24 protein-coding genes, 2 pseudogenes, 1 riboswitch and 1 other annotated feature are annotated in these 20,998 nt (G+C 43.6%); of the genes and pseudogenes, 16 read left to right on the top strand and 10 right to left on the bottom strand.

The window, feature by feature from the left end; genetic code table 11:
* Positions 1-106 precede the first annotated feature (106 nt).
* The 4 genes from FJU10_RS02320 (at position 107) to FJU10_RS02305 (ending at position 3,802) form a co-directional block, all read left to right on the top strand.
* Entirely contained in the window at positions 107-1,372 is a 1,266-nt protein-coding gene (locus tag FJU10_RS02320; protein ID WP_140965063.1) for an MFS transporter, read from the top strand.
* 31 nt (positions 1,373-1,403) lie between these two features.
* On the top strand, positions 1,404-1,586 hold the full coding sequence (locus tag FJU10_RS02315; protein ID WP_005225550.1) for a hypothetical protein: 183 nt from the start codon (positions 1,404-1,406) through the stop codon (positions 1,584-1,586).
* A gap of 224 nt (positions 1,587-1,810) precedes the next feature.
* Positions 1,811-1,912, top strand: a riboswitch (THF riboswitch).
* A gap of 26 nt (positions 1,913-1,938) precedes the next feature.
* Positions 1,939-2,469, top strand: a complete 531-nt coding sequence (locus tag FJU10_RS02310) for a folate family ECF transporter S component (protein ID WP_140965062.1) — start codon at positions 1,939-1,941, stop codon at positions 2,467-2,469.
* Between the two features lie 130 nt (positions 2,470-2,599).
* Entirely contained in the window at positions 2,600-3,802 is a 1,203-nt protein-coding gene (locus FJU10_RS02305; RefSeq protein WP_140965061.1) for a glycoside hydrolase family 3 protein, read from the top strand.
* A gap of 73 nt (positions 3,803-3,875) precedes the next feature.
* Here the strand turns inward: FJU10_RS02305 and FJU10_RS02300 are convergent.
* The 9 genes and pseudogenes from FJU10_RS02300 to FJU10_RS02265 form a co-directional block, all read right to left on the bottom strand.
* Positions 3,876-4,725, bottom strand: a pseudogene (locus FJU10_RS02300) (Rgg/GadR/MutR family transcriptional regulator).
* Between the two features lie 404 nt (positions 4,726-5,129).
* On the bottom strand, positions 5,130-5,318 hold the full coding sequence (locus FJU10_RS02295; RefSeq protein ID WP_005225554.1) for a hypothetical protein: 189 nt from the start codon (positions 5,316-5,318) through the stop codon (positions 5,130-5,132).
* A gap of 216 nt (positions 5,319-5,534) precedes the next feature.
* The gene (locus FJU10_RS02290; protein WP_140965060.1) at positions 5,535-5,957 is read right to left on the bottom strand and encodes a VOC family protein; all 423 of its coding nucleotides are present in this window, start codon (positions 5,955-5,957) and stop codon (positions 5,535-5,537) included.
* Positions 5,958-6,060: 103 nt separating this feature from the next.
* Positions 6,061-6,645: a hypothetical protein gene (locus FJU10_RS02285; protein ID WP_140965059.1), complete on the bottom strand. Its 585-nt coding sequence runs from the start codon at positions 6,643-6,645 to the stop codon at positions 6,061-6,063.
* A gap of 114 nt (positions 6,646-6,759) precedes the next feature.
* A complete protein-coding gene (locus tag FJU10_RS02280) occupies positions 6,760-7,131 on the bottom strand; it encodes a hypothetical protein (RefSeq protein WP_140965058.1) in 372 nt (123 codons plus the stop codon).
* Positions 7,132-7,389: 258 nt separating this feature from the next.
* The gene (locus tag FJU10_RS02275; RefSeq protein ID WP_140965057.1) at positions 7,390-7,875 is read right to left on the bottom strand and encodes a tetratricopeptide repeat protein; all 486 of its coding nucleotides are present in this window, start codon (positions 7,873-7,875) and stop codon (positions 7,390-7,392) included.
* A 54-nt stretch (positions 7,876-7,929) separates the two neighbouring features.
* Positions 7,930-8,220, bottom strand: coding sequence for a GNAT family N-acetyltransferase (locus FJU10_RS02270; RefSeq protein ID WP_262984541.1), 291 nt, complete (start codon positions 8,218-8,220; stop codon positions 7,930-7,932).
* On the bottom strand, positions 8,217-8,429 hold the full coding sequence (locus tag FJU10_RS19205) for a hypothetical protein (protein WP_223272950.1): 213 nt from the start codon (positions 8,427-8,429) through the stop codon (positions 8,217-8,219). Before FJU10_RS19205 ends, FJU10_RS02270 begins: the two co-directional genes overlap by 4 nt.
* Before the next feature lie 51 nt (positions 8,430-8,480).
* Complete coding sequence (locus FJU10_RS02265; RefSeq protein WP_140965056.1) at positions 8,481-8,693, bottom strand: hypothetical protein; 213 nt, start codon at positions 8,691-8,693, stop codon at positions 8,481-8,483.
* Between the two features lie 70 nt (positions 8,694-8,763).
* On the opposite strand from FJU10_RS02265, the gene FJU10_RS02260 reads away from it, so the two are divergent.
* From FJU10_RS02260 to FJU10_RS02210, 11 genes and pseudogenes are all read left to right on the top strand, one after another.
* On the top strand, positions 8,764-9,027 hold the full coding sequence (locus FJU10_RS02260) for a hypothetical protein (RefSeq protein ID WP_140965055.1): 264 nt from the start codon (positions 8,764-8,766) through the stop codon (positions 9,025-9,027).
* A 376-nt stretch (positions 9,028-9,403) separates the two neighbouring features.
* Positions 9,404-9,456: a sequence feature (sodium ion sensor (DUF1646 type); this cis-regulatory element may regulate processes involved in with the transportation of sodium ions), on the top strand.
* A 110-nt stretch (positions 9,457-9,566) separates the two neighbouring features.
* Positions 9,567-9,899: a V-type ATPase, subunit F family protein gene (locus FJU10_RS02255; protein ID WP_140965054.1), complete on the top strand. Its 333-nt coding sequence runs from the start codon at positions 9,567-9,569 to the stop codon at positions 9,897-9,899.
* Positions 9,877-11,839 (top strand): annotated as a pseudogene (locus FJU10_RS19745) (V-type ATP synthase subunit I). The gene FJU10_RS02255 and the pseudogene FJU10_RS19745 overlap by 23 nt, the downstream one beginning before the upstream one ends.
* A complete protein-coding gene (locus FJU10_RS02245) occupies positions 11,836-12,306 on the top strand; it encodes a V-type ATP synthase subunit K (protein WP_005225567.1) in 471 nt (156 codons plus the stop codon). Before FJU10_RS19745 ends, FJU10_RS02245 begins: the two are co-directional and overlap by 4 nt.
* 13 nt (positions 12,307-12,319) lie before the next feature.
* Positions 12,320-12,904: a hypothetical protein gene (locus FJU10_RS02240; RefSeq protein ID WP_140965053.1), complete on the top strand. Its 585-nt coding sequence runs from the start codon at positions 12,320-12,322 to the stop codon at positions 12,902-12,904.
* 3 nt (positions 12,905-12,907) lie between these two features.
* The gene (locus tag FJU10_RS02235) at positions 12,908-13,894 is read left to right on the top strand and encodes a V-type ATPase subunit (RefSeq protein ID WP_140965052.1); all 987 of its coding nucleotides are present in this window, start codon (positions 12,908-12,910) and stop codon (positions 13,892-13,894) included.
* Complete coding sequence (locus FJU10_RS02230; protein WP_005225570.1) at positions 13,884-14,192, top strand: V-type ATP synthase subunit F; 309 nt, start codon at positions 13,884-13,886, stop codon at positions 14,190-14,192. Before FJU10_RS02235 ends, FJU10_RS02230 begins: the two co-directional genes overlap by 11 nt.
* Before the next feature lie 15 nt (positions 14,193-14,207).
* Complete coding sequence (locus tag FJU10_RS02225) at positions 14,208-15,995, top strand: V-type ATP synthase subunit A (protein ID WP_140965051.1); 1,788 nt, start codon at positions 14,208-14,210, stop codon at positions 15,993-15,995.
* Positions 15,979-17,376, top strand: coding sequence for a V-type ATP synthase subunit B (locus FJU10_RS02220; protein WP_010747828.1), 1,398 nt, complete (start codon positions 15,979-15,981; stop codon positions 17,374-17,376). Before FJU10_RS02225 ends, FJU10_RS02220 begins: the two co-directional genes overlap by 17 nt.
* On the top strand, positions 17,357-17,986 hold the full coding sequence (locus FJU10_RS02215; protein WP_140965050.1) for a V-type ATP synthase subunit D: 630 nt from the start codon (positions 17,357-17,359) through the stop codon (positions 17,984-17,986). The genes FJU10_RS02220 and FJU10_RS02215 overlap by 20 nt, the downstream gene beginning before the upstream one ends.
* Before the next feature lie 77 nt (positions 17,987-18,063).
* Entirely contained in the window at positions 18,064-19,440 is a 1,377-nt protein-coding gene (locus FJU10_RS02210; protein ID WP_140965049.1) for a TrkH family potassium uptake protein, read from the top strand.
* 43 nt (positions 19,441-19,483) lie between these two features.
* Here FJU10_RS02210 and FJU10_RS02205 read toward each other — a convergent pair whose 3' ends face one another.
* A complete protein-coding gene (locus FJU10_RS02205; protein WP_140965048.1) occupies positions 19,484-20,143 on the bottom strand; it encodes a hypothetical protein in 660 nt (219 codons plus the stop codon).
* A gap of 320 nt (positions 20,144-20,463) precedes the next feature.
* Here FJU10_RS02205 and FJU10_RS02200 point away from each other — a divergent pair, with 320 nt between their 5' ends.
* Positions 20,464-20,835, top strand: a complete 372-nt coding sequence (locus tag FJU10_RS02200; RefSeq protein ID WP_140965047.1) for a MarR family winged helix-turn-helix transcriptional regulator — start codon at positions 20,464-20,466, stop codon at positions 20,833-20,835.
* Positions 20,836-20,998 lie beyond the last annotated feature (163 nt).

The following is a 20,998-nucleotide window of genomic DNA, read 5'->3' as shown; positions in this document are numbered from 1 at the left end:
TGTTTCTTGTTAATGCTCTTTTTTAACAGCAAAAGCGCATTTCAAGCAGAGGAAGTTTCGGTATAGTAGAACGCATCACAGCACAAACAGGAGGAATGGAAGAAACATGTCAGATAGGGAAACCAATCAAGAAGGAGTCGTCAGCTCGTTGCCATCAACCAAAAATGAAAAACTATGGAACAAAGGGTTTATCACGATTACCTTGATCAATTTTATCGTCTTTCTCGTGTATTATTGTTTTGTCGTCATCACCGCGAAATTTGCCACGCAGGAGTTAGGGGCATCCACCGCACAAGCTGGCTTGGCAGCGGGGATCTACATCATAGGGACCTTGATCGCTCGCTTGTATGTCGGAAAAATTTTAGAATTAGTCGGTCGCAAAGCCGTTTTGCGCTGGGGGATTTTGTTTTATGTCCTTACCACCGCCGCCTATTTAATCTCGGTCAACATCTACATTTTAGATACCGTGCGCTTTTTCAATGGGTTTGCTTATGGTGCTGTCTCAACTGCGGCTAATGCGATCGTCACCGCATATATCCCAGCTTCCAAACATGGGGAAGGGATCAATTACTATGGATTAAGTACCAGTTTAGCAGCGGCAGTCGGACCTTTTATTGGCATGCTTTTACTGCCGACCGTCGGCTTTGATTTCATTATTTGGTTAGCAACCATCTTATCAATCGCAACAGCCATCGCTTGTTTCTGGTTCCCAGTCAAAAACATCCCATTAACAGAAGAACACAGAGCACAACTAAAAAAATGGTCCATCAAAAGTTTTGTCGAACCAAAAGTCTTTTTCATTTCCGGGATTGCCTTTTTGATCGGATTGGCTTATTCCAGTGTTCTCGGCTTCTTGTCGATCTACGCCAGTGACCTTGGGTTAGAAACGGCCGGTGCCTTTTTCTTCATCGTCTATGCACTTTCCGTGACCTTCACTCGACCAATGACTGGGAAACTATTTGACCGTCATGGCGCCGATGCAGTCATGTATCCTAGCTTTCTTTTCTTGACCCTTGGTCTTTTCTTATTAAGTATTACCGGCAACAGCTGGATGTTGTTGCTTGCGGGTTGCTTTGTCGGCTTAGGCTATGGCACCTTCATGTCAAATGGCCAAGCTGTCTGTCTGAAAGAGGTCGATCCTCACCGTGTCGGCGTAGCGCTCTCCACTTATTTCATCGGGCTGGATCTCGGCTTAGGCGTAGGTCCCTATGCATTAGGAAGCTTGCACGGTCTGTTTGATTATTCGCAAATCTACATTTTATGCGGACTGATCCCAGTCGTCGTTCTTGTTTTATACAAATTGTTTTATAAAACGAAACGCGCAGTTGCCGCCGTTGGTACGATGAAGCAGCCAATCAACGAAGAAGACTAACCTCAACCATCACAAAAAGGAGTGTTTCACCATGGATAACAATCAATTGATTATCGAAGCATTGAACAAATTAGTAACGAATATCAACGAATTGAATGAAGAAATGCATGCCATGAAAGAGGTCACCGCAACGATGACCCATGAACAACTTGCTATCGATCATCAATTACGCGACATCAAATCGGTATTGATCAATGACAATTTGATTGGGTAGTAAGGCACGAAATGAAACAAGAAACAGGAATGAACGCTTTTTTTGAGAATGTTTGCTGCTCACTTACTAGTGGCAGAAAGATTCACATGAGAAAAGCGTTTTTTTTGATATGCAAAAACGAAAAGCGAACATTGGCAGAGTTTGTACAAAAAAATAAGCAAGAAAAATTGTAGCAGTCCCCGCTTGTATGCTATAGTGTGTCTGGGTAGCAATACCTAATAAAAATCAGAGTAGGAAATAAAGCGTTAAGTGCTGAAAGGATGGGATGTTGCCTTTCGGACGAAGAACGATCATTCGTTCGCGGTTTTATTTTCGCATTCGCTGCATGAATTTGTAGCAACTCTAAAAGGAGATGCTCGCTATGAGAAGAAAAGTCGATGCACACATGATTGCGGTCATGGGACTTTTGATTGCCTTAATGGTGGTCTTGTCGCAAATCTTGGGGTTTGAAACCTCCTATATCAAAATCACATTTTCTTTTGTACCCCAGCTGATCATGGGTATGCTGTTTGGTCCGTTTTGGACCGCAGTTGGCTCCTCATTAGCTGATATCGCAGGAATGGTGATTTTTCCAAAATCAGCCTACTTTTTCGGCTTTACCATCAATGCCTTCGTTGGTGGACTGATTTATGGCTACTTCTTTTATCGGAAAGAAGTCACACTAAAACGAGCGGCGATGGTCGTCTTGTTAAATACACTTTTAATAACCTTGATCTTAACTCCGATCTGGTTAGCTATGATGCTGAATATTCCTTTGACAAGCTGGGCCATCTGGTCGGTTCGCTTGCTAAAAGCAGTCATCATGTTCCCGATACAAACTGCGTTGATTTATATCGTAGGGCGTGCGGTACCATACAAACGGCTGATCCGACGGTTCGTTTAACGAGTAAAAAAGAACGATAACATCCATTGAAGTGAATCATCTGCGAATATTTCGTCAGTGGTTCACTTTTTTCTTTCTAAGGATTGGCTTAATCATTCTCAATAACTTGTTTAGAGGGGAAGGTGAATCTATGAATAAAAAAGGACTCGCTATGGGACTGTTTCTTTTCTTGGTCTTAGTAGCAATGGGAGGGATGAAGTGGGTGATAGAACAGCAAAAACAGCAAACGGAGGGGTCAGCCGTGATCCAGCAAAGCAGCTCAAGGGACGAAACAAAGGAAGAAATCCGTGCAAGCCAAGAAACCACGTCAACTTCCACGCAAGAACAGTCAGAAGAGGCAATAGCAGAAAAAATCGCCACGATGAGTTTGGAGGAAAAGGTCGGGCAATTGTTTTTTGTCCGTGTACCTGAAAGCAATCAAATCGAAGAGCTTCAAAACTATCACTTTGGCGGCTATCTGTTATTCGGCCGTGATACCGAAAATGAGACGGCGGAGAGCTTGAAACAGAAAATTTCAGATTACCAAGCAGCCAGCGCCATTCCGCTGTTGATCGGTATGGATGAAGAAGGGGGCACAGTGACTCGCATCAGCCGCAATCCGAACCTTACGGATCAGCGTTTTCTCTCACCACAACAGCTGTATGCCCAAGGTGGATGGTCGGCGATCGAAGAAGATACAGCAAAGAAAGCGGGAATTTTAAAAGCGTACGGCATCAATGCTGGGCTGTTTCCCGTTGCCGATGTTTCCACTGATCCGCAGTCCTTTATCTACGACCGAACCATTGGCATGGATGCGCAGGGCACGAGTGCGTTTGTAAAACGTGTGGTTCATGTTTTACAGAAACACCACGTGGGGTCTACCTTGAAGCATTTTCCTGGTTATGGCAACAATCGTGACTCGCATGTCGAAATCGTCACCGATGACCGTCCGCTATCTACACTGCGGGAAACGGATTTTCTACCTTTTGCCGCAGGGATCAAGGCTGGTGCCGATAGTATTTTGGTCGCCCATACGATCGTCAATAGTATCGATAAGACCGTACCCGCCTCTATTTCAAAACCCGTGCATGAGCTGCTGCGAAATGAATTGCATTTTGAAGGGGTCATCATGACGGATGACTTGGATATGGCAGGACTTTCTGAGTTCATTCCGCAAAATGAAGCCGCATTACAGGCGTTGCAGGCGGGAAATGATCTAGTGATCTCCTCTACCTACCAAGAACAGATCCCTTTTGTGGTACAAGCGGTTGAAGATGGCCGTTATTTGGAAGCTGATTTGAATGCTTCCGTCAAACGAGTTTTGCTCTGGAAAGAAGCATTGCATTTACTTTAAGAAAAAATAAACCTGCTGTTTCCTCCGTGTAAGAGAGTCGTTCTCTTACTGAGAGGAAGCAGCAGGGTTTTTTTTAGATACTCTGAGCCAGTGCCTCTAATTCTTTGGCAAATGCTTCTTGCCCAATAAAACGCAGATAATCCAGTGCTTTTTCAATCGTGGCCATTCCCAGCGTACGATCGCCTTGAAACAAGGCGTAGATGCCTTCGAAATAACGAATCATCAAGCGGATACGATCATTGTCCGGCGGCAGGTGATCGGCTAGATACGTCAGCACATGCGCCAACTCGGCAGGTTTTTGCGATCGATAAACAAGAAAGCCGCATTCGTTAGCAATTTTGTGTAGATTTGATAATTGATACTTAACGCATTGCTGTAAAAATTTTTTTATTCAGGTGTTTCATTTGATACAAGATGTACTCGTCAGAAAAGAGGAAGAGCAGATTGGTAAATAAGGAGATTTCAAATTTTCCCCACGTGTCGATGCGTTCCAAGTATTTCTTGATGGTCGCTTCGATGATGCGCCGTTCTTCCTCGTTGGTAACCACGCCTTTTTTTTCTAAAATCAAAAAGAATTGACTATACAGGACATAATAGAAGAAATCCTTCGTGGTTTTATACAGCGCTTGGGCTTTGTTAATCAAAGAGAGGACTTCAGAATACTTGCTTTCATAGTAAGCGGTGGTCAGCTGTTTGGATAGCTGCTTTTTCTCGCTGACTTGATTGTCATCCAAGCGATACTCAAATTCCTCCAAAGTGACATTTAAGCGGTCCAAATATTGGTGCAAAATATCAAAGGCGATGCGGTGCCCTTTTTGTTCAAAGGTTGCCAGTGTACTGCGTTCTGAAATGTTCTCAACCAATTTTCGCTGTGAAATATTTCGTTCCGTTCGTAACTCTTTTAACAAGTCATTGGCCTTCAAAAAATCCCTCCTAAAAAAAGTGGACGGAAAAATAGTCCAAATATGTTACAGCTTTATTTTGCGGGTAAACTTGAAGAAAGTCAATTAAAGGAGGAGAAATGGATGTTTGATTTTTTTAGTTTTCCCTGGGAAGTTGTAGAACTAATGGCTAACGTTTTTTCTTTCTTCAAATAATCGATCCTTTGTGATTGGTTAGCAATTGATTTTTTAACAGGAAAAAAGTATAAGTGGTTTCACGTAATAAGTTACTGTTCATTCGCGCATTCAAACGCCCTCTCCCCAAACAGCTTACCCTGTCAAGGTGCGTAGGTCTGCCGAATCCCTTTTAAAAAAGGAGCAAACACAACAGCGAGTGATTGCTCTTTTTTTGTTGGTCAAAAAACCTGCATACGGCATCCCAACAGTCAGTTTTGTTTTTTCTTGAACATTGGTTCATTCGGATCAGAATAGTAATCAGGATTGAATTCATCATCGATCGAGACCCCGAAAAGAGAGACGAGACTGGGAAGAACCCCAATCACGCCGAGGACGACGGCAACTGGAAGGTAGAACTTTTTGCGCTTGTACCACGGAAGCTGCGATTTCTTTTCCATAGGAACTCCTCCTTTTTAAATAGTGTAGCATGTTCTGAGTTGAGTGTGTTAATAATTATCTTTAATATTTAAAAATATACTAAAACGGTATATCTGATGGGATAAAAAGTTTCGCTAGGTAAATCTAGGGAGCGTTCGTTTTTGTCATTGTTGCCAGAATCAAGTTTTATAAAAAAGGAACCGAGTAAGAAAGCCATCCTTCTTACTCGGTTCCTTTTATTGAAAATAATCCTTGGTTTGGTCCATCAAGGTTTGAAAGTCTGATTCGTTTTTTCTTATCGCCTCTGTTAGTGTAAACAAATAACCGTTAGGGTCTTTGATGGTCATTTCAAGGGCATTCCAAGGCTTTTCCATCAAAGGTTCCACGATCCACTTTTCGGGAATTTTCTGAGCGATATTCTGAAGATCAATCATCGCTACATTCAAAATTGCCCCATCGCCTACAGTGAACGAGTCTGCGGCAATCAGCATCAAATCCTGGTAGTCAGCAAGACGCAGATGGTCCATCGTCACTTGATTTTCTTGATTGCGAAACTGATACAATGACTGGAACCCCAAGATTTCTGCAAACCATTTCGATGATTGTGCAATATCTTTGGTCTTCAATTGGTAAAAAATTGGCATAACGTAAACCTTCATTTTGACACCTCCTCTTGATTAGAGGATACCGCTTGACGCAGCGTCAAAGTCAATAGACAATTTCGTATTGAAGCAAAGCTTGAAAATGGCGTTTCTTTTTGATTTAAGTCAAGGAAAAATGGGCAATAATTGTTTGACTAACTTCATCAGGTGACAAGTGGGTATTGTTGATTTTCAGCGAAGGAATCGTTGGAAAAAGGGTAGTTAATTCCTGGGGCAGGCTTTCTAAGCGATAGTTTTCAAATGAAGACAAAAGCTCGTTTCTAGAAAAAGCCAGCGCTCTTTTTGACGGCTTTGCGACTAAACGGTCCTCATGGCAATTACGCTGTAAGCGTTCCTCAATATCAGCCACTAATTCAATAAAATAGACCTCTTGTCGGGCATCGGTAAATAGTTGGGCGATCTCTTGTAAAAAAGCTAAATCTGACGATTGATCGAAATCAATCAAGACCGTAAAGATGATTGATTTTGTCGTATTATTAGCTTCATTATGAACAAAGGCTTTGAAAAGTTCGATCCGCGTTTGATTAGACAAAGCGAATGCCGCAGGGCTATAGCCAAGAAAATTCGCAAATAGATCAATCGTCTGGTGATTGAATAAAAGCTTTGCATCCAATCGTTTTTCCAGTTCTTTGCCCACCGTCATTTTCCCTACTGCTTGCGCGCCAATCAAGACGATCAATGACATCACAACACATCCTTTTTAACAATCGTAACAAAGGAGAGCGAACGTTTAAATCGCATCTTAGAAAGAAGCGATTGAGAAGCTGGTTTTTTTATGTGGAAACCAGAGATGATTTTTTTAGGTAAAAAGGAATGAGCGAAATTTCTCCGATAGAGGGAAAAAGATCATGCAACATAGTAGCACGGTCTGGAACAACAAAATCACTAGTAGATTGATCGTTTCAAATCGTGAATAAAGATAGAAGTGGATCAGCCATTCGAAGACATTGACAAAGACTAAATAAAGGTAGTGAGCTTTTTTTACTTTGCAGTTTTTCAACCAATAATAGCTTAAGTAATAATCCAGCAAGACCATCAATAATAGAAAAAGTTTGCTAAAAGCCGTCAGATTGTCATGCTGGGAGGCAAGTTTTTGAAAAAATAGCAAAAGTGTGGGCGTCGGAATATAAATGATCAATAAGGATAGAAAAAAATAGACAATAAAGGGCATAGTCATTCCTCCAAAATATTGATAGAAAAAGCATAGATAAATTAGCAAATTTGACCGTACTCGTCAATTGGTTTTGTTATCGGAATTTTCGATAATGGATGGTTGGTATTGATTGAAGGAAAAAGGATTATAGGAAAGTCGATGGCTATTGATTCAACAAAGCGCTGATAGGGAAGGAATATTTAGGGGACAGGAAAAAAGAAATACTCCCTTTCTTTAATCGAGAAGGGAGCAGAAGGATTGATCCAACGGAAACCTCTAGTTCCATGTTTCGTTGAGCTTATCGGCATAAAACAAAAGCGCCTGATGGTAAGATTGGATATCTGGATCGCTAGAAGTTTCGGCAAGCAGGGTCAATAGCCGTTTAGTGGCTTGCTCATACTCGGCTAGATTAAACAGTGTCATGGCATAGAAGGTTTGCAAAGCATGATTTTTTGGAAACTGCTTCATCGCGTGTAAAAACACTTCTTCGGCTTTTTGATAATTGCCGAGGGCACGATAGGTGCTGCCTAGACCTAGGTAGGCATCTGGCAAGTCGTTTTCTGATAAACCTAACGCGATTGCTTGTTCATAATAAGGAATTGCCTGTTGTTCTTCCCCTAAAAGATCATAACTCCAAGCCGTTTGGTATTGGACAAAGCCATCTTGGGGATTTTCGGTAGCTAATTGAATCAATTGTTCATTTGATTGTTGCAGCTTTTTTTCAGCTCGCAGTTGAATCGCCGTAGCTAGACGTTCATTCATCGGTTCATCCCTCGCTTTCAATGGGTAAAATTTTCAGTTAGATAGTAAGTAGAGCTAAGAGGAAAGATCAGTCCAGCTTTCACCCGCAATAGAAAAGCCGCATGCTTCATATAGTTTGAAGGCTGGTTGATTTTCAACCGTCACTACCAGGTAAAGATGTGTGAGACCCATGGCTTTAGCTCGTCGGATCACTTCACTCATTAACAGTTTGGATAAGCCGTTTCCTTTACATGCTGCGTCCATAACGACAAATAATAGCAGGGGAAGCTCTTGAAACGTGCTGGTTATTATGGCACCGATAGGATGATTATCCTTTTGTAATTGAAAAGAGAGTTCTGGAATCAAGGGGCCGTATTTGCCTTCAGCAGTTTCTCTAAGTTCCTTTTGCCAATCAGCGATCGATTCTCCTTCATCATCGATGGTTTCATGGTAAGCGGAATAGAAAAGTTCTGCAACTCTTGGTGAATCTGTGGGAAAGGCGTCAAAAGAAAAGCTGGCTTCAGCCTGACGACTGGAGCATGCTGTAAGTCACATGACATAATAATTCGTTTCATTAGAGGACTCCTCTCTCGTTGTTTTGGTTAATTTAGCAGATGGTCACTTTGTCAGTGTTGCTTGTTTCTCATAACTTCCCAAATGATGGGAATTCCTTCGTAAATTGCAGTGAGAACAGCCACAACAAACAAAAAAGACATGTAGTGAATCAAAAAAGCCAGTTGAAACCATAAGCCATAGACCATCGGCAGGACGACAAGCAAACAGAGGCCCAATTCGATGTTTCGCTTTCTTCTCCTTTGAAACCAACGCTCATCTGACATCAGTAGTTTCCTCCCAATTTGGTTTTTATCGATCATTTTATAAAAGAAAAAGTGGAAATCCTACGATATTTTGCGAAAAATTACTAGAAATTATCTGAATATTTTGGTAATATTTGATAGAAAGCAAGATATAAAAGACGTTATTGTATATTTTGACTTATTTTTCCCAGAAAGGCAAGGGGTGACAATGGAAAGAAAACCGATGTATGTAAAAAATGGGCTTCCTCTAACCATGGAACCCGGTAAGAGTTATACATGCCTTTATCGAGGCGCTTATTTCATTTGTGAAGAAAAGGGCCAACCGCTGCCAGCAATAAAAAAAGAAGCGAAGTAAGCAAAATTCTCACTTAAGATTTGTCAGGGATCGAATAGGTTGTTGGAATTGTTATCTCCTTTTTGGTACCAATCAAATGATGTTTAGCATTTTCAAAAAATCTCAAAGTTCTTCATTCAATCCATTCTAAGTCTTCTATTGATGTTTACCGATTTCAATTTGGTAAGAACAACGCGATCCCTGGCAAATGTTAGGTGAAAAGTTTTTAAGAGACTGAGCGAGTAATAATAGTCATTCCTATAACCAATAGCAGTGGATATTCGAGGGAACATACAATAGTAGAAACCAGGTTTTTCTCATAAAAGACGATTCTACTTGAATAGAACACGTTTTTTTTGCTATAATAGTTCAGGAATTGAAAAATAAAATAGCCAAAGGTTGAGCATTTTTATGCTTCAAGGATCAGGTTTGCCAAGGGGTGAGGCAAACATTCTTGGAGGAATGCTGGCCTTTTTTTGTTATCAGCATACTTCTTTGTGAGGTATGTTTTTTTTGTTTATTTTTCAGTTGAGTATCCAAATAGTATAGGAGGGGAATCGATGAGAGAAGCGTTGACTCGTTTACGAACAGCAGAAGAAGCCAATGAACAGCAATTGCTCGCTTTAAAAAAAGAGCTACAGTTGGAAGAAGCCCAGCAGCAACAAGCATTGCAAGAGCGATCAGCCGCTTTGGAAGAGGCGCTTGCTCAAGAACAAGCAACAATCGAAGAGCAGTTGCAACAGTCACTAGCAGCACAAAAGCAGCAGCTGGCAAAAGAGAACCAGCAGGTGTTAGATCGTTACCAAAAAAATATGCAAAGCTTCCAAGAGCAAGCGGTTCAACAGATCGTTGAAGGAGTGATCGGGACTTATGGCAGTAACCAAACTAAATAAACTAACGTTGATCACCCCGAAGCACTACCAAGAAAGGTTATTGACGAAGCTGCAAACGATGCAGTTTGTTGAAATCGAGAACGTATTTGAGCAGGAAACTAACGAAACTTGGCTGCGGGAATTTTTTGCAGGAGCCACCCCAGAAGGTGCTTCTCACCAACCAATGATTCGTCGACTGCAAGAAGCGATCCGCTTTATTCGCCAAAATGGTGATGCGAAAAAAGGGACAGAATGGCAACGAGATGCCTTGCGGCTGTCGGACTTTGAAACAAGCTTCGATGAAGCCGCAGCATTGACGGAGCTGGTTGAAGTCGAGAATTTGCAGGAGCGTTGGGTAGAGACGATCGAAGCGATCGAAGCAGCGACGCAGTCGGAAGAATGGGCGACACAGTGGCAAAATCTTGACGTGCCGCTGGTGATCGAAGCACCTGCTCATACAAGTTTTTTTGCTGGGAGTGTCGAAGGCCCACGCTGGGAAGATCTAGCTGAAGCCTTGCGTCAATTGGAAGAGGTTCATATCGAAGTGTTCTATTCTGAGCCAAAAAAAGTCAATTTCAGCTGCCTGTTTTTAGCAGCGATCGAAGAGCAAGTGTTCCAATTGTTTCACCGATATGGGGTGAAGAAAGAAACCGGTCTAACATCCGAGTCACCCAAAAGTTGGTTTGCAAAACGCGAAACAAGCCTTGACTTCCTTGACCCAGCAGCGCAAAGAACTGATTACAGAAATCAGTCAGCACAAACAACGGCTGATCCTGTTGCAGCAAGCGGAAGAACTTTTTTTGACTCGTGAGAATCGGGCAATGATGCAACAGCGCTTAGCAGCTGGTCAGACCTTTGCCCTCTTGCGCGGCTGGATCGCAGAAAAGGATCAGCCGTTAGTGGCGGAAATGGTCCAAGAATCCTTTGCCAACGAGATTTACTATTCATTTGAAGAACCCACTGCAGAGGAGATCGCTGCCAATCAAGTGCCAACGAAGCTAAAAAACGCCTCGTTTATTCAACCCTTTGAAATGTTGACGGAAATGTACAGCTTGCCAAAATACGATGAGATCGATCCAACCCCATGGATGACACCTTTTTACTATGTTTTCTTTGGTATGATGGTGGCTGACTTAGGTTATGGTGCATTAATGGCTGTCGCGACCACGATTGGGCTATACGCCTTGCGTTTGCCCAAAGGGACCAAACGGTTTCTGAAATTGTTCCAGATTTTGTCTGTGCCAACTATGATTTGGGGCGCAATCTACGGCTCCTTCTTTGGCGCTACATTGCCCTTCCAACTTTTATCGCCCTCCGAAGATTTTATGGCGATCTTTGGTCTATCCATGATTTTTGGTGGGATCCAACTGTTTACAGGCCTTTATTTAGCAGCCAAAGAAAATATCCGCAAAAAGGATCTTTTAGGTGCAGTCAACGAAGGCTTTGCGTGGCTAGGACTTTTAAGTGGTCTTTTAGTGGCAGCCGCAGGCAATCTTTTGATCGATGTCCCAGCACTAACAACCGTCGGCTTGATTTTAGCAGGCTTTAGTGCCTTATTGATCATCGTGGTACCGATTCTGAAAGGGAAAACCAAAGTGGGCGGCTTCTTTTTAGGCTTGTATGACTTGTACGGTGTGACCAGTTACATCGGCGACTTTGTCAGCTACAGCCGCTTGATGGCATTAGGGATCTCCGGTGGGAGTATCGCAGCAGCCTTCAACTTATTGGTGGGCTACTTGCCGCCAGCCGCTCGTTTTTCCGTAGGCATTCTCTTATTGGTTGTCCTGCAAGCTTTAAACATCTTTTTATCGTTACTGAGTGCGTATGTGCATGCCGCTCGTTTACAATATGTAGAGTTTTTCGGAAAATTTTTCACTGGTGGGGGGCGCCAATTTGAAACCTTCAAGCCAAGTGAGAAATACGTTGATTTTGATAAAGAAAATGGAGGAGACAATAAATGATTGATTACTTAATTAATAATAATGGTGGTATGGTGTTTGCAATTATCGGAATGGGGATCGCTACGATCTTTTCTGGGATCGGTTCAGCCAAAGGGGTGGGCCAAACTGGTGAAGCAGCAGCAGCCTTAACGACGAATCAGCCGGAGAAGTTTGGACAAGCCTTGATTTTACAATTGCTTCCCGGAACGCAAGGACTATACGGATTCGTTATTGCGTTTATGATCTATGGTAGCTTAAGTGGTGAAATGTCGACAGTGACTGGTATGGCGTACTTGATGGCCTCACTGCCAGTTGCCTTTACTGGCTTATTCTCAGGAATGGCCCAAGGGAAAGTCGCTGCAGCTGGGATTCAAATTTTAGCGAAGAAACCAGAGCATTTCTTTAAAGGGGTCATGTTCTCAGTAATGGTTGAGATGTATGCCATCTTAGGCTTTGTTATTTCTTTCTTACTTTTAGGAACGATTTAAAGGGGGCGAAGGTATGGATGCAATCGACAAAATGATTGCTGAACTAGACCAAGAAGCGCAGACAAAACGGGAACGTTTGGCTGCCGCTGAACGTGCTAGGATCAGTGAAACGATGGCACGTGACTGGGCGAAAAAAGAGTCGGACTTGCAGCTTCGTGCCCAGCAAGCAAAAAAGCAAGCCGAAAAACATTATCAGCAAGCGCTGAATCGCCAAGCAAGTGCCGCTAAGCAGCAGCAAATGGTGAAACAAAACGAATACCTGACACAACTTTTTGAGCAAGCGTATCAACAAATGGTTGCCTGGACGCCAGAAGAGCTGCAATCATTTGCTGAAAATGTGCTGCAGCAGTTGCCGATCAGTGGGACGGTGACCTTCCACGCTGGTCCTGAGCAAACAGCCCATCTAGATGCCGCTTGGCTTACGTCTTGTCAATCAAAACTACCGTATCAAATCAAAGCAGGCGTACCATTGACAGAAGCGGGCTTTTTAGTGGATGACAACGGCATTCAATACAATTTTACCTATCAGGTACTGCTTGATGAATACAAGAAAGAAACCCGGGAACGGTGGTTGCAGATCATACAACAAGGAGGTTGATCCATGAGGAACTATCATCAATTGAATCCAATCATTCGGCTGAAAGAGATGACGTTGTTAAAGCCGCAAGAAGTCGAGCAAATGATTGCGGCAAAAGGGTTTGCTGAAGTCGAAGCTGTCTTGCAGCAGCCCCATTATCAACGCTATTTGAAGCCAGATTTTCATGAACGATTCGAAACCTATCTCGATGAAGAATTGTTAAAGACGATCAAAGAATTGGCCGAGCTGGTTCCTGATCAAGAGATCCTCCGACTGTATATGATGCCTTTTACTTTCCATAATCTAAAAGTCTTGACCAAAGAGTCAGTGACTGGCAAAGATTATGATCATCTACTGATCGAAGATGGTTTTTACACGATCGATGAGTGTCGGACCGCCATCAAAACGGGAACCTCAGAGGTATTGCCTGAGAAAATCGTGACTACGATCCAAGAGGTGCGGGAGTACTTAGAAGGTGGCGCCGTGCTGCAAGGCATCGATATCATTTACGATCGCCGGTATTTACATGAACAACGGCGACTGGCAGATGAAATCAAGATCCCAGAACTGCAAGAAGCTGTCATCAAGATGATCGATCTGACCAATATAACGATTGCCGCTCGTTGTGTACTTCAAAAACGATCGCGCAGTTTTATGGAGGCAGTCTTAGTGAGTGTTGGCAGTATCCCGAAAGAAGAATTTTTAGCGTTTGCGGATGCGTCCTATAGCGACTTTTTAGCCTTCTTATTAGAAAGTGATTATCAGGAAGTATTGCGGCCTTTGATTCATGAACAGGTGATCGACTTTGCTGGCTTGGCACTTTTACAAGACAATTTGATCACAGAAAGCTATGCTCAAGCTCAAACAGATGCTTTAGGACCACTGCCTTTACTGGCATTTTTGAATGCTAAGGTTTTGGAACTGCAAAATCTGCGTATCTTGCTAGTAGGCAAACGCAGTGGCTTTACGGAAGAACAACTCAGAGAAAGGATGCGGCACTATGACTCATAAAATCGGCGTGATCGGCGAGAAAGAATCCGTCATTCCTTTTCAACTATTTGGCTTTCAGGTCTGCTATGCCTCGGAAGAAAAAGAAGTGAAGCAGGCGCTGGCAAAATTAATGAAGAACAGTACGATCATCTACCTGACTGAAAAATGTGCCGAGCTGATTCCCGATGAATTAGCAAAAGTCCAACAAAAAATGACACCTGCAGTCATCTTGATTCCTGATTATGATGGTTCCCGAGGAATCGGTAAGCGAATGATTCAAGAAAATGTCGAAAAGGCAGTTGGACAAAACATACTATAGAGAGGAGCCGATGTTGTGGAAAAAGGAACAATTATTAAAGTATCTGGTCCATTGGTGTTAGCCAAAAATATGGGCCATGCAAGTTTAGAAGATATCTGTTATGTAGGAGATTTAGGCGTGGTCGGTGAGATCATCGAAATGCGCGGCGACGTCGCTTCGATCCAAGTCTATGAAGAAACGTCTGGGATCGGACCTGGTGAACCAGTCGAAACCACCGGTGAACCGCTATCCGTCGAATTGGCGCCTGGGATCATGTCACAAATGTTTGATGGCATCCAACGTCCCTTAGAAACCTTCATGTCTGTCACCCAAAGTAACTTCTTGACGCGTGGGGTGCAATTGCCTGCGTTGGATCATGAGAAAAAGTGGCCCTTTGTACCGACAGTCGGAGTCGGCGCAGTAGTCAGTACCGGGATGGTCATCGGCACCGTGCAAGAAACACCGTTGATCAATCACAAGATCATGGTTCCTCATGGCGTTTCAGGAACAGTCAAGGCTGTTTATGCTGGGGAATTTACGATTGATGAAACGATTTATATTTTAGATACACCCAAAGGAGAACGGTCTTTCACGATGCTGCAAAAATGGCCCGTTCGTCATAGCCGTCCAGTAAAGCAAAAACTGAATCCAGTTGAACCGATGATCACTGGCCAGCGAGTGATCGACACCTTCTTTCCAATTGCTAAAGGCGGGGCGTCAGCCGTTCCAGGACCTTTTGGTGCAGGGAAGACTGTCGTTCAGCACCAAATCGCCAAATGGGCGGATGTCGACCTGGTCGTCTATGTCGGCTGCGGCGAACGCGGCAATGAAATGACCGATGTAATGAACGAGTTTCCAGAGTTGATCGACCCTCGTAGTGGTGAATCTTTAATGGCGAGAACCGTGTTGATCGCTAACACCTCCAATATGCCAGTAGCCGCTCGGGAAGCGTCGATTTATACTGGGATCACGATTGCGGAATACTTCCGAGACATGGGCTATTCCGTGGCGATCATGGCGGATTCTACCTCACGTTGGGCAGAAGCACTTCGAGAAATGTCTGGGCGTCTGGAAGAAATGCCTGGGGATGAAGGGTATCCAGCTTACTTAGGCAGCCGCTTGGCAGAGTATTATGAGCGTTCTGGAAAAGCGATTTGCTTAGGTTCTGATCAAGAAGGCAGCATCACTGCCATCAGCGCCGTTTCACCATCAGGCGGCGATATTTCAGAACCAGTTACCCAAAATACGTTGCGGGTCGTAAAAGTCTTTTGGGGCTTAGATGCCACCTTAGCGCAAAAGCGTCATTTTCCATCGATCGATTGGTTGAAGAGCTATTCTTTATACGAAAACGAATTGGGTGCCTTTTTGGACCAACAAATGCAAGTAGATTGGTCCAAACAAGTAACAGAAGCCATGCGGATGCTGCAAAAAGAATCTGAGTTGTCAGAGATCGTTCGACTTGTCGGCATCGACGCTTTGTCCGAAAAAGATCAGTTATTGCTGGAAACCACCAAATCATTGCGAGAAGATTTCTTGCAGCAAAACGCTTTTGACGACGTTGATACGTTTACCTCTCGTGAAAAGCAGTTCAAAATGCTGGAGACGATCTTGCTGCTCTACAAAGAAGCAGAAGATGCGTTGACACTAGGTGCGTATCTTTCAGAAATCTATGCAGGAACCGAAGAATTGCGAGACAAAGTGGCACGCATGAAGTACTTGCCTGAAACGGAATTAGCAAAAATTCCTGCTTTGCATCAAGAGATCAAAGCAACGATGAAAGAAATTTTACAGAAAGGAGACCGCACCGATGATCAAGGAATATAAAACGATTGGAGAAGTCGTCGGACCATTGATGGCCGTCGACCGCGTCTCCGGTGTCAAATATGAAGAGTTGATCGAAGTCCGCATGCAAAACGGCGAAACGCGGCAAGGACAAGTACTGGAGATTCAAGAAGACAAAGCGTTGGTCCAAATTTTTGAAGGAACCGGCGGGATCAATTTGCGAGAATCTGCGGTCCGCTTTTTAGGACATCCTTTGGAATTAGGCGTTTCCGAGCAAATGATCGGACGAGTCTTTGACGGCTTAGGTCGGGTCAAAGATGGCGGAGTAGAGATCGTCCCAGAAAAATTTATGGACATCAACGGCGAAGTGATCAATCCAGCAGCGCGGGATTATCCTGATGAGTTTATTCAAACGGGGATCTCATCGATCGACCACTTGAATACGCTCGTTCGGGGACAAAAGCTACCGATTTTTTCTGGTTCTGGTCTGCCTCATAAAGAATTGGCTTCGCAAATTGCGCGTCAAGCACAAGTGTTGAATTCAGAAGATGATTTCGCTGTTGTGTTTGCTGGCATCGGGATCACCTTTGAAGAAGCTGAATATTTCATGGAAGATTTTCGTCAAACGGGCGCCATCGACCATTCTGTCGTCTTTATGAATCTAGCCAATGACCCAGCGATCGAGCGGATCGCTACTCCCCGAATGGCACTGACGGCGGCCGAATACTTGGCTTATGAAAAGGGCATGCATGTCTTGGTGATCATGACGGATATGACCAACTACTGTGAAGCTTTGCGGGAGATCTCCTCTGCTCGTCGTGAAGTGCCAGGGCGTCGTGGCTATCCTGGGTATCTTTATACCAATCTATCCACGTTATATGAACGTGCGGGACGGATTCGCGGCTTGAAAGGTTCAGTGACCCAGCTGCCGATTTTGACCATGCCAGAAGATGACAAAACCCATCCGATTCCCGATTTGACCGGCTATATCACCGAAGGACAAATCATCTTGTCTCGTGATTTGTATAAAAACGGCATCCAGCCGCCCATCGATGTCTTGCCGTCATTGTCACGGTTAAAAGATAAAGGGACCGGCGAAGGCAAAACACGTAAAGACCATGCCGCAACGATGAACCAGTTGTTTTCTGCGTATGCTCAAGGAAAGCAAGCCAAGGAATTGGCAGTCGTTTTAGGAGAATCGGCATTGTCGGAAGTAGATAAAACCTATGCCAAATTTGCGGAACGCTTCGAAAATGAATACTTGAACCAAGGGTATCGCACCAACCGCTCGATTATCGAAACCTTGGAATTAGGGTGGGAATTGTTGGCGATGCTGCCAAAAGTCGAGCTGAAGCGGATCAGCGATGCTTTACTGGCGGAATACTTACCGGGAGAGGAGAACAATGGCGCAAAAAACCGTTAATCCAACCCGCATGGAGCTGTCGCGCCTCAGCAAACAATTGGCGACAGCCAAACGCGGACACAAATTATTAAAAGACAAACAAGACGAACTCATGCGTCAATTTATTGAATTGATCAAAAAGAATGACCACTTGCGTAAAGAAGTAGAAGAACAATTGCAGCGTGCCATGAAGGCATTTCGCTTAGCCAATGCCACGATCAATGAAAAATACATTGAAGAAATGTTTATTTTACCAGCAACTGAGGTCTCCCTTGAGTTATCCACGAAAAATATCATGAGTGTGGAAGTGCCAGTGATGCATTTTGATTATGACGATACGGTGATGCAAGCGCCGATCGAGTATGGCTTTTTGAATTCGAATGTTCCGTTAGATCATGCGGTCGCCCGTTTTACCGACGTCATGCCGAAGCTGTTGGAGCTAACGGAAATCGAAAAGACCTGTCAACTGATGGCAGGGGAAATCGAACGTACGCGCCGACGCTTCAATGCCCTAGAATATTTGACGATTCCCGAGCTGGAAGAAGCCATTTATGGAATCAAAATGCGGCTGGAAGAAAATGAACGAGCAAACGTAACCAGAATGATCAAAGTGAAGAATAAATCAAAATAAAATGGTATGATAAATGAAAAACAACTGCAATAAACTAGGATTATCAAGCCATTCGTTTTTGCAAAAGGTCAAAGGAAATGAAAATGAAAAAAAGAAATCGTTTGAAAAAAAAGCTGGCATCGCAACGCTTTTTGATTCCGCAGATCGTCACACTGGTCTTCGTTTTGCTGATATTGGCAGGAACCGGCTTGCTGATGCTGCCGGCTGTCACCCAAAGTGGTGAAGGCACCAACTTTTTAGATGCGCTGTTTACTGCCACATCGGCTGTTTGCGTGACGGGTCTTTCGACCTTGACAGTAGCCGACCATTACAACCTCTGGGGCCAAGGGATCTTGCTGATGCTGATTGAGATCGGTGGGATCGGCTTCATGTCGATTCCCGTATTCTTTTACATCTTGGCGAGAAAAAGAGTCCATCTTAGTACCCGGATGATTTTGCGGGAATCATTGAATCTGGATCGGATGTCTGGAGAGATCCATTTGGCATGGTACCTGATTCGGATCGCCTTTTTGATCCAAGTCAGCGGGATCATTTTGCTGGCTTTTGCATTCGTGCCCCGTTTTGGTTGGGAGCAAGGCCTTTGGTACAGTGTTTTTCATGCGATCTCGGCCTTTTGTAATGCTGGGTTTGATTTGTTCGGCAACAGCATGGTAGGGTTTCAAAACGACCCGTTTGTATTGGGGGTCATCAGTTTCTTGATCATTGCCGGTGGTCTTGGGTTTCTCGTTTGGTTCGATCTCCTGCATACGGCGTCCAAAAAACGGTCCCTGCATAGCCGCTTGGCATGGATCGCTATGATCGTTTTGGTAGTTTTTGGAACGGCAGGGTTCTTTTTGACCGAAGCCAATTCACAGTTGATCACGGGTGATTCGGTCATTGAACGTTTTTTCCAATACCTCTTCCTAGCGGTCACCCCAAGAACTGCTGGATTTTTCAGTATTGATTACGGACAAATGAGTCAAGCAGGCTTGATGTTGACGATGATTTTCATGTATATCGGTGGGACCTCTGGATCCACTGCTGGGGGATTGAAGACAACGACGTTTGCGGTCTTGATCATCAAGATCCGCAGCTTATTGAAAGGGCGCAGTCGAGCGGAGGTGTTCGGTCGCACGATCAAAGAATCTGCCGTATCGCGTGCCTTTACGTTGTTTTTCCTTACTTTGACGTTATGCTTCGTAGCGATTTTCTTATTGTCGATTACTGAACGCATGCCGCAAACCCCAAACTTTGGATTACCAACCATTGCCTTTGAAGTTTTTTCCGCTTTTGGAACCGTGGGATTGACCATGGGGTTGACGCCTTACTTGTCGGTTTTTGGCAAACTACTGATTATTTTTTTGATGTTCATTGGTCGAGTCGGCATCATGACCGTTGCTTTTTCATTGATGAAAAAAGCCAACAAACAAGAAGCTGGCTACAAATATCCTGATGAAACTGTAATGATTGGGTAACGAAACAGGGAAACGAAGCACGCTTCGTTTCCCTGTTTTTCGTTTATTGAAGTACTTCTAACATCACATCGCGTTGGTCATCGCTGACATTCCCCGCGTAATTCGGCGTGATCAAAGACAGACCACCCTCCTTATTTGTAAATAGGTACAAGTTGTGGCTAAAATCAGGATTTCCATTGGAAGTGATCCCTTTCGAAAAGGTCAACTGAGTGTTCACTTTTACGGTGCGAATCTCATTGTTTTTCGCAGAAAATACGCGAATCTCTTTTGTTGCGATCGTATCAACTTGTGCTTCATAGCTTGTGCTGTCGCCGATCGAAATGATCAATGGGCTCGTATTTTTGATCGTGACAGCATCTGGTACATTGACGCCATGGAAATAAAAAGTCAGTGAAGGGCCATATTGGGAAAGATCAACGGCATATGGAAACTCGTTGATGGATGGTGAGCTTGCCGTCGTTTGACTCGAATCAGAGTGGTTCGTCGATTGCTGGCTTGTGGTCGAAGGTTTTGAAGTAGTTGTTGACGCTAAAGAGCTACTTTCAGTCGTTTGCGTCGTCGTGCTTTGCTTGCTTTCAGAAGATATCTGACTCTGGCTTAGCTCGCTTGTTGACTGAGCAGTATCTTTTTCGTTGTTACAGCCTGTCAAAAGCCCCAAGCTGACGAGTGTTAGTGTCCCAATCAAAGAAATTGTTTTTTTCATCGTTTGCTTCATCCTTTCCTTAGAATACTAGAACATCTAAAACAAGCAAATCATTGTGCCGGAATGCACAATTTTGCTGATATAGTGTTGAAATATTCTTCGGTGTTAAAGTTATTGTAGTATAGAATATTGAGAAAGAACAGGAAGTTTTTGCTTAATATTTCATCCTTGCTATCATAAAAAACTCATTAACGTCCGCCGCAGCTGGCTAGTTTTGTATAATAAAGTGTCAGCCATACTGGCGAAGCTTTCTGGCGGCTTGCGTAACGCAGGGATCTAGATTAAAATACCTTGGTATAGAAGAATGGGTGGTGAAGAGGATGGAAAAAGAACGGATGGGGCAATGGCTAGCCTTTACGAATCAGCATCAAGCGATTGAAGCTCGCTTGGAGCAAGCTCTCAAAGCAGAAAGCAATCTGTCTTTGAATGAGTATTACGTACTTTATTACTTAGAAAAGACCCCCAATCATAGCATGCGCCTCAATGATTTGATCGCTCATTTTGATTTGAGTCAAAGTGCGATGTCACGCATGATCATGCGCATGGAAGACAAGCTGTGCGGTGTGATTGAACGGCATTCTTGTCAAAATGATAAGCGAGGGATCTATATTGATTTGACCCAATTAGGGGAAAAGAAACTGCAGCGATCAAAAGTCGTTTTTGAAAAAGTCTTGGAGGAAATGATGGACTAACGAAGGTTTCACTTGTTTTCTCCTTGATTCTTTTGTAATATAGATGCATGCGCATGTATATTTTGGCAAAAGAGAAGAAAATGCACCAATTTGCTTTAAGGATCTCCTTAGAAAACCAAGCCAATCAGATCTACAAAGCGATATGAATCCAATGGAAAAGGTG

This window comes from Enterococcus sp. OL5, assembly GCF_006491895.1.
Lineage (GTDB): Bacteria > Bacillota > Bacilli > Lactobacillales > Enterococcaceae > Enterococcus_D > Enterococcus_D innesii.
Note: the sequence above shows the minus strand (reverse complement) of the source record. Positions and strands in the feature narration are given on the sequence as shown.

What these genes read in the sequence shown, in the direction of transcription:
- FJU10_RS02315 (WP_005225550.1), top strand. Translation starts at nt 1,404, where the DNA reads ATGGATAACAATCAATTGATTATCGAAGCATTGAACAAATTAGTAACG.
- FJU10_RS02280 (WP_140965058.1), bottom strand. Translation starts at nt 7,131, where the DNA reads ATGCCCTTTATTGTCTATTTTTTTCTATCCTTATTGATCATTTATATT.
- FJU10_RS02205 (WP_140965048.1), bottom strand. Translation starts at nt 20,143, where the DNA reads ATGAAAAAAACAATTTCTTTGATTGGGACACTAACACTCGTCAGCTTG.
- FJU10_RS02305 (WP_140965061.1), top strand. Translation starts at nt 2,600, where the DNA reads ATGAATAAAAAAGGACTCGCTATGGGACTGTTTCTTTTCTTGGTCTTA.
- FJU10_RS02235 (WP_140965052.1), top strand. Translation starts at nt 12,908, where the DNA reads ATGAGGAACTATCATCAATTGAATCCAATCATTCGGCTGAAAGAGATG.
- FJU10_RS02320 (WP_140965063.1), top strand. Translation starts at nt 107, where the DNA reads ATGTCAGATAGGGAAACCAATCAAGAAGGAGTCGTCAGCTCGTTGCCA.
- FJU10_RS02290 (WP_140965060.1), bottom strand. Translation starts at nt 5,957, where the DNA reads ATGAAGGTTTACGTTATGCCAATTTTTTACCAATTGAAGACCAAAGAT.
- FJU10_RS02295 (WP_005225554.1), bottom strand. Translation starts at nt 5,318, where the DNA reads ATGGAAAAGAAATCGCAGCTTCCGTGGTACAAGCGCAAAAAGTTCTAC.
- FJU10_RS02265 (WP_140965056.1), bottom strand. Translation starts at nt 8,693, where the DNA reads ATGTCAGATGAGCGTTGGTTTCAAAGGAGAAGAAAGCGAAACATCGAA.
- FJU10_RS02285 (WP_140965059.1), bottom strand. Translation starts at nt 6,645, where the DNA reads ATGTCATTGATCGTCTTGATTGGCGCGCAAGCAGTAGGGAAAATGACG.
- FJU10_RS02230 (WP_005225570.1), top strand. Translation starts at nt 13,884, where the DNA reads ATGACTCATAAAATCGGCGTGATCGGCGAGAAAGAATCCGTCATTCCT.
- FJU10_RS02310 (WP_140965062.1), top strand. Translation starts at nt 1,939, where the DNA reads ATGCTCGCTATGAGAAGAAAAGTCGATGCACACATGATTGCGGTCATG.
- FJU10_RS02255 (WP_140965054.1), top strand. Translation starts at nt 9,567, where the DNA reads ATGAGAGAAGCGTTGACTCGTTTACGAACAGCAGAAGAAGCCAATGAA.
- FJU10_RS19205 (WP_223272950.1), bottom strand. Translation starts at nt 8,429, where the DNA reads ATGAAACGAATTATTATGTCATGTGACTTACAGCATGCTCCAGTCGTC.
- FJU10_RS02200 (WP_140965047.1), top strand. Translation starts at nt 20,464, where the DNA reads ATGGAAAAAGAACGGATGGGGCAATGGCTAGCCTTTACGAATCAGCAT.
- FJU10_RS02210 (WP_140965049.1), top strand. Translation starts at nt 18,064, where the DNA reads ATGAAAATGAAAAAAAGAAATCGTTTGAAAAAAAAGCTGGCATCGCAA.
- FJU10_RS02215 (WP_140965050.1), top strand. Translation starts at nt 17,357, where the DNA reads ATGGCGCAAAAAACCGTTAATCCAACCCGCATGGAGCTGTCGCGCCTC.
- FJU10_RS02275 (WP_140965057.1), bottom strand. Translation starts at nt 7,875, where the DNA reads ATGAATGAACGTCTAGCTACGGCGATTCAACTGCGAGCTGAAAAAAAG.
- FJU10_RS02240 (WP_140965053.1), top strand. Translation starts at nt 12,320, where the DNA reads ATGGATGCAATCGACAAAATGATTGCTGAACTAGACCAAGAAGCGCAG.
- FJU10_RS02245 (WP_005225567.1), top strand. Translation starts at nt 11,836, where the DNA reads ATGATTGATTACTTAATTAATAATAATGGTGGTATGGTGTTTGCAATT.
- FJU10_RS02220 (WP_010747828.1), top strand. Translation starts at nt 15,979, where the DNA reads ATGATCAAGGAATATAAAACGATTGGAGAAGTCGTCGGACCATTGATG.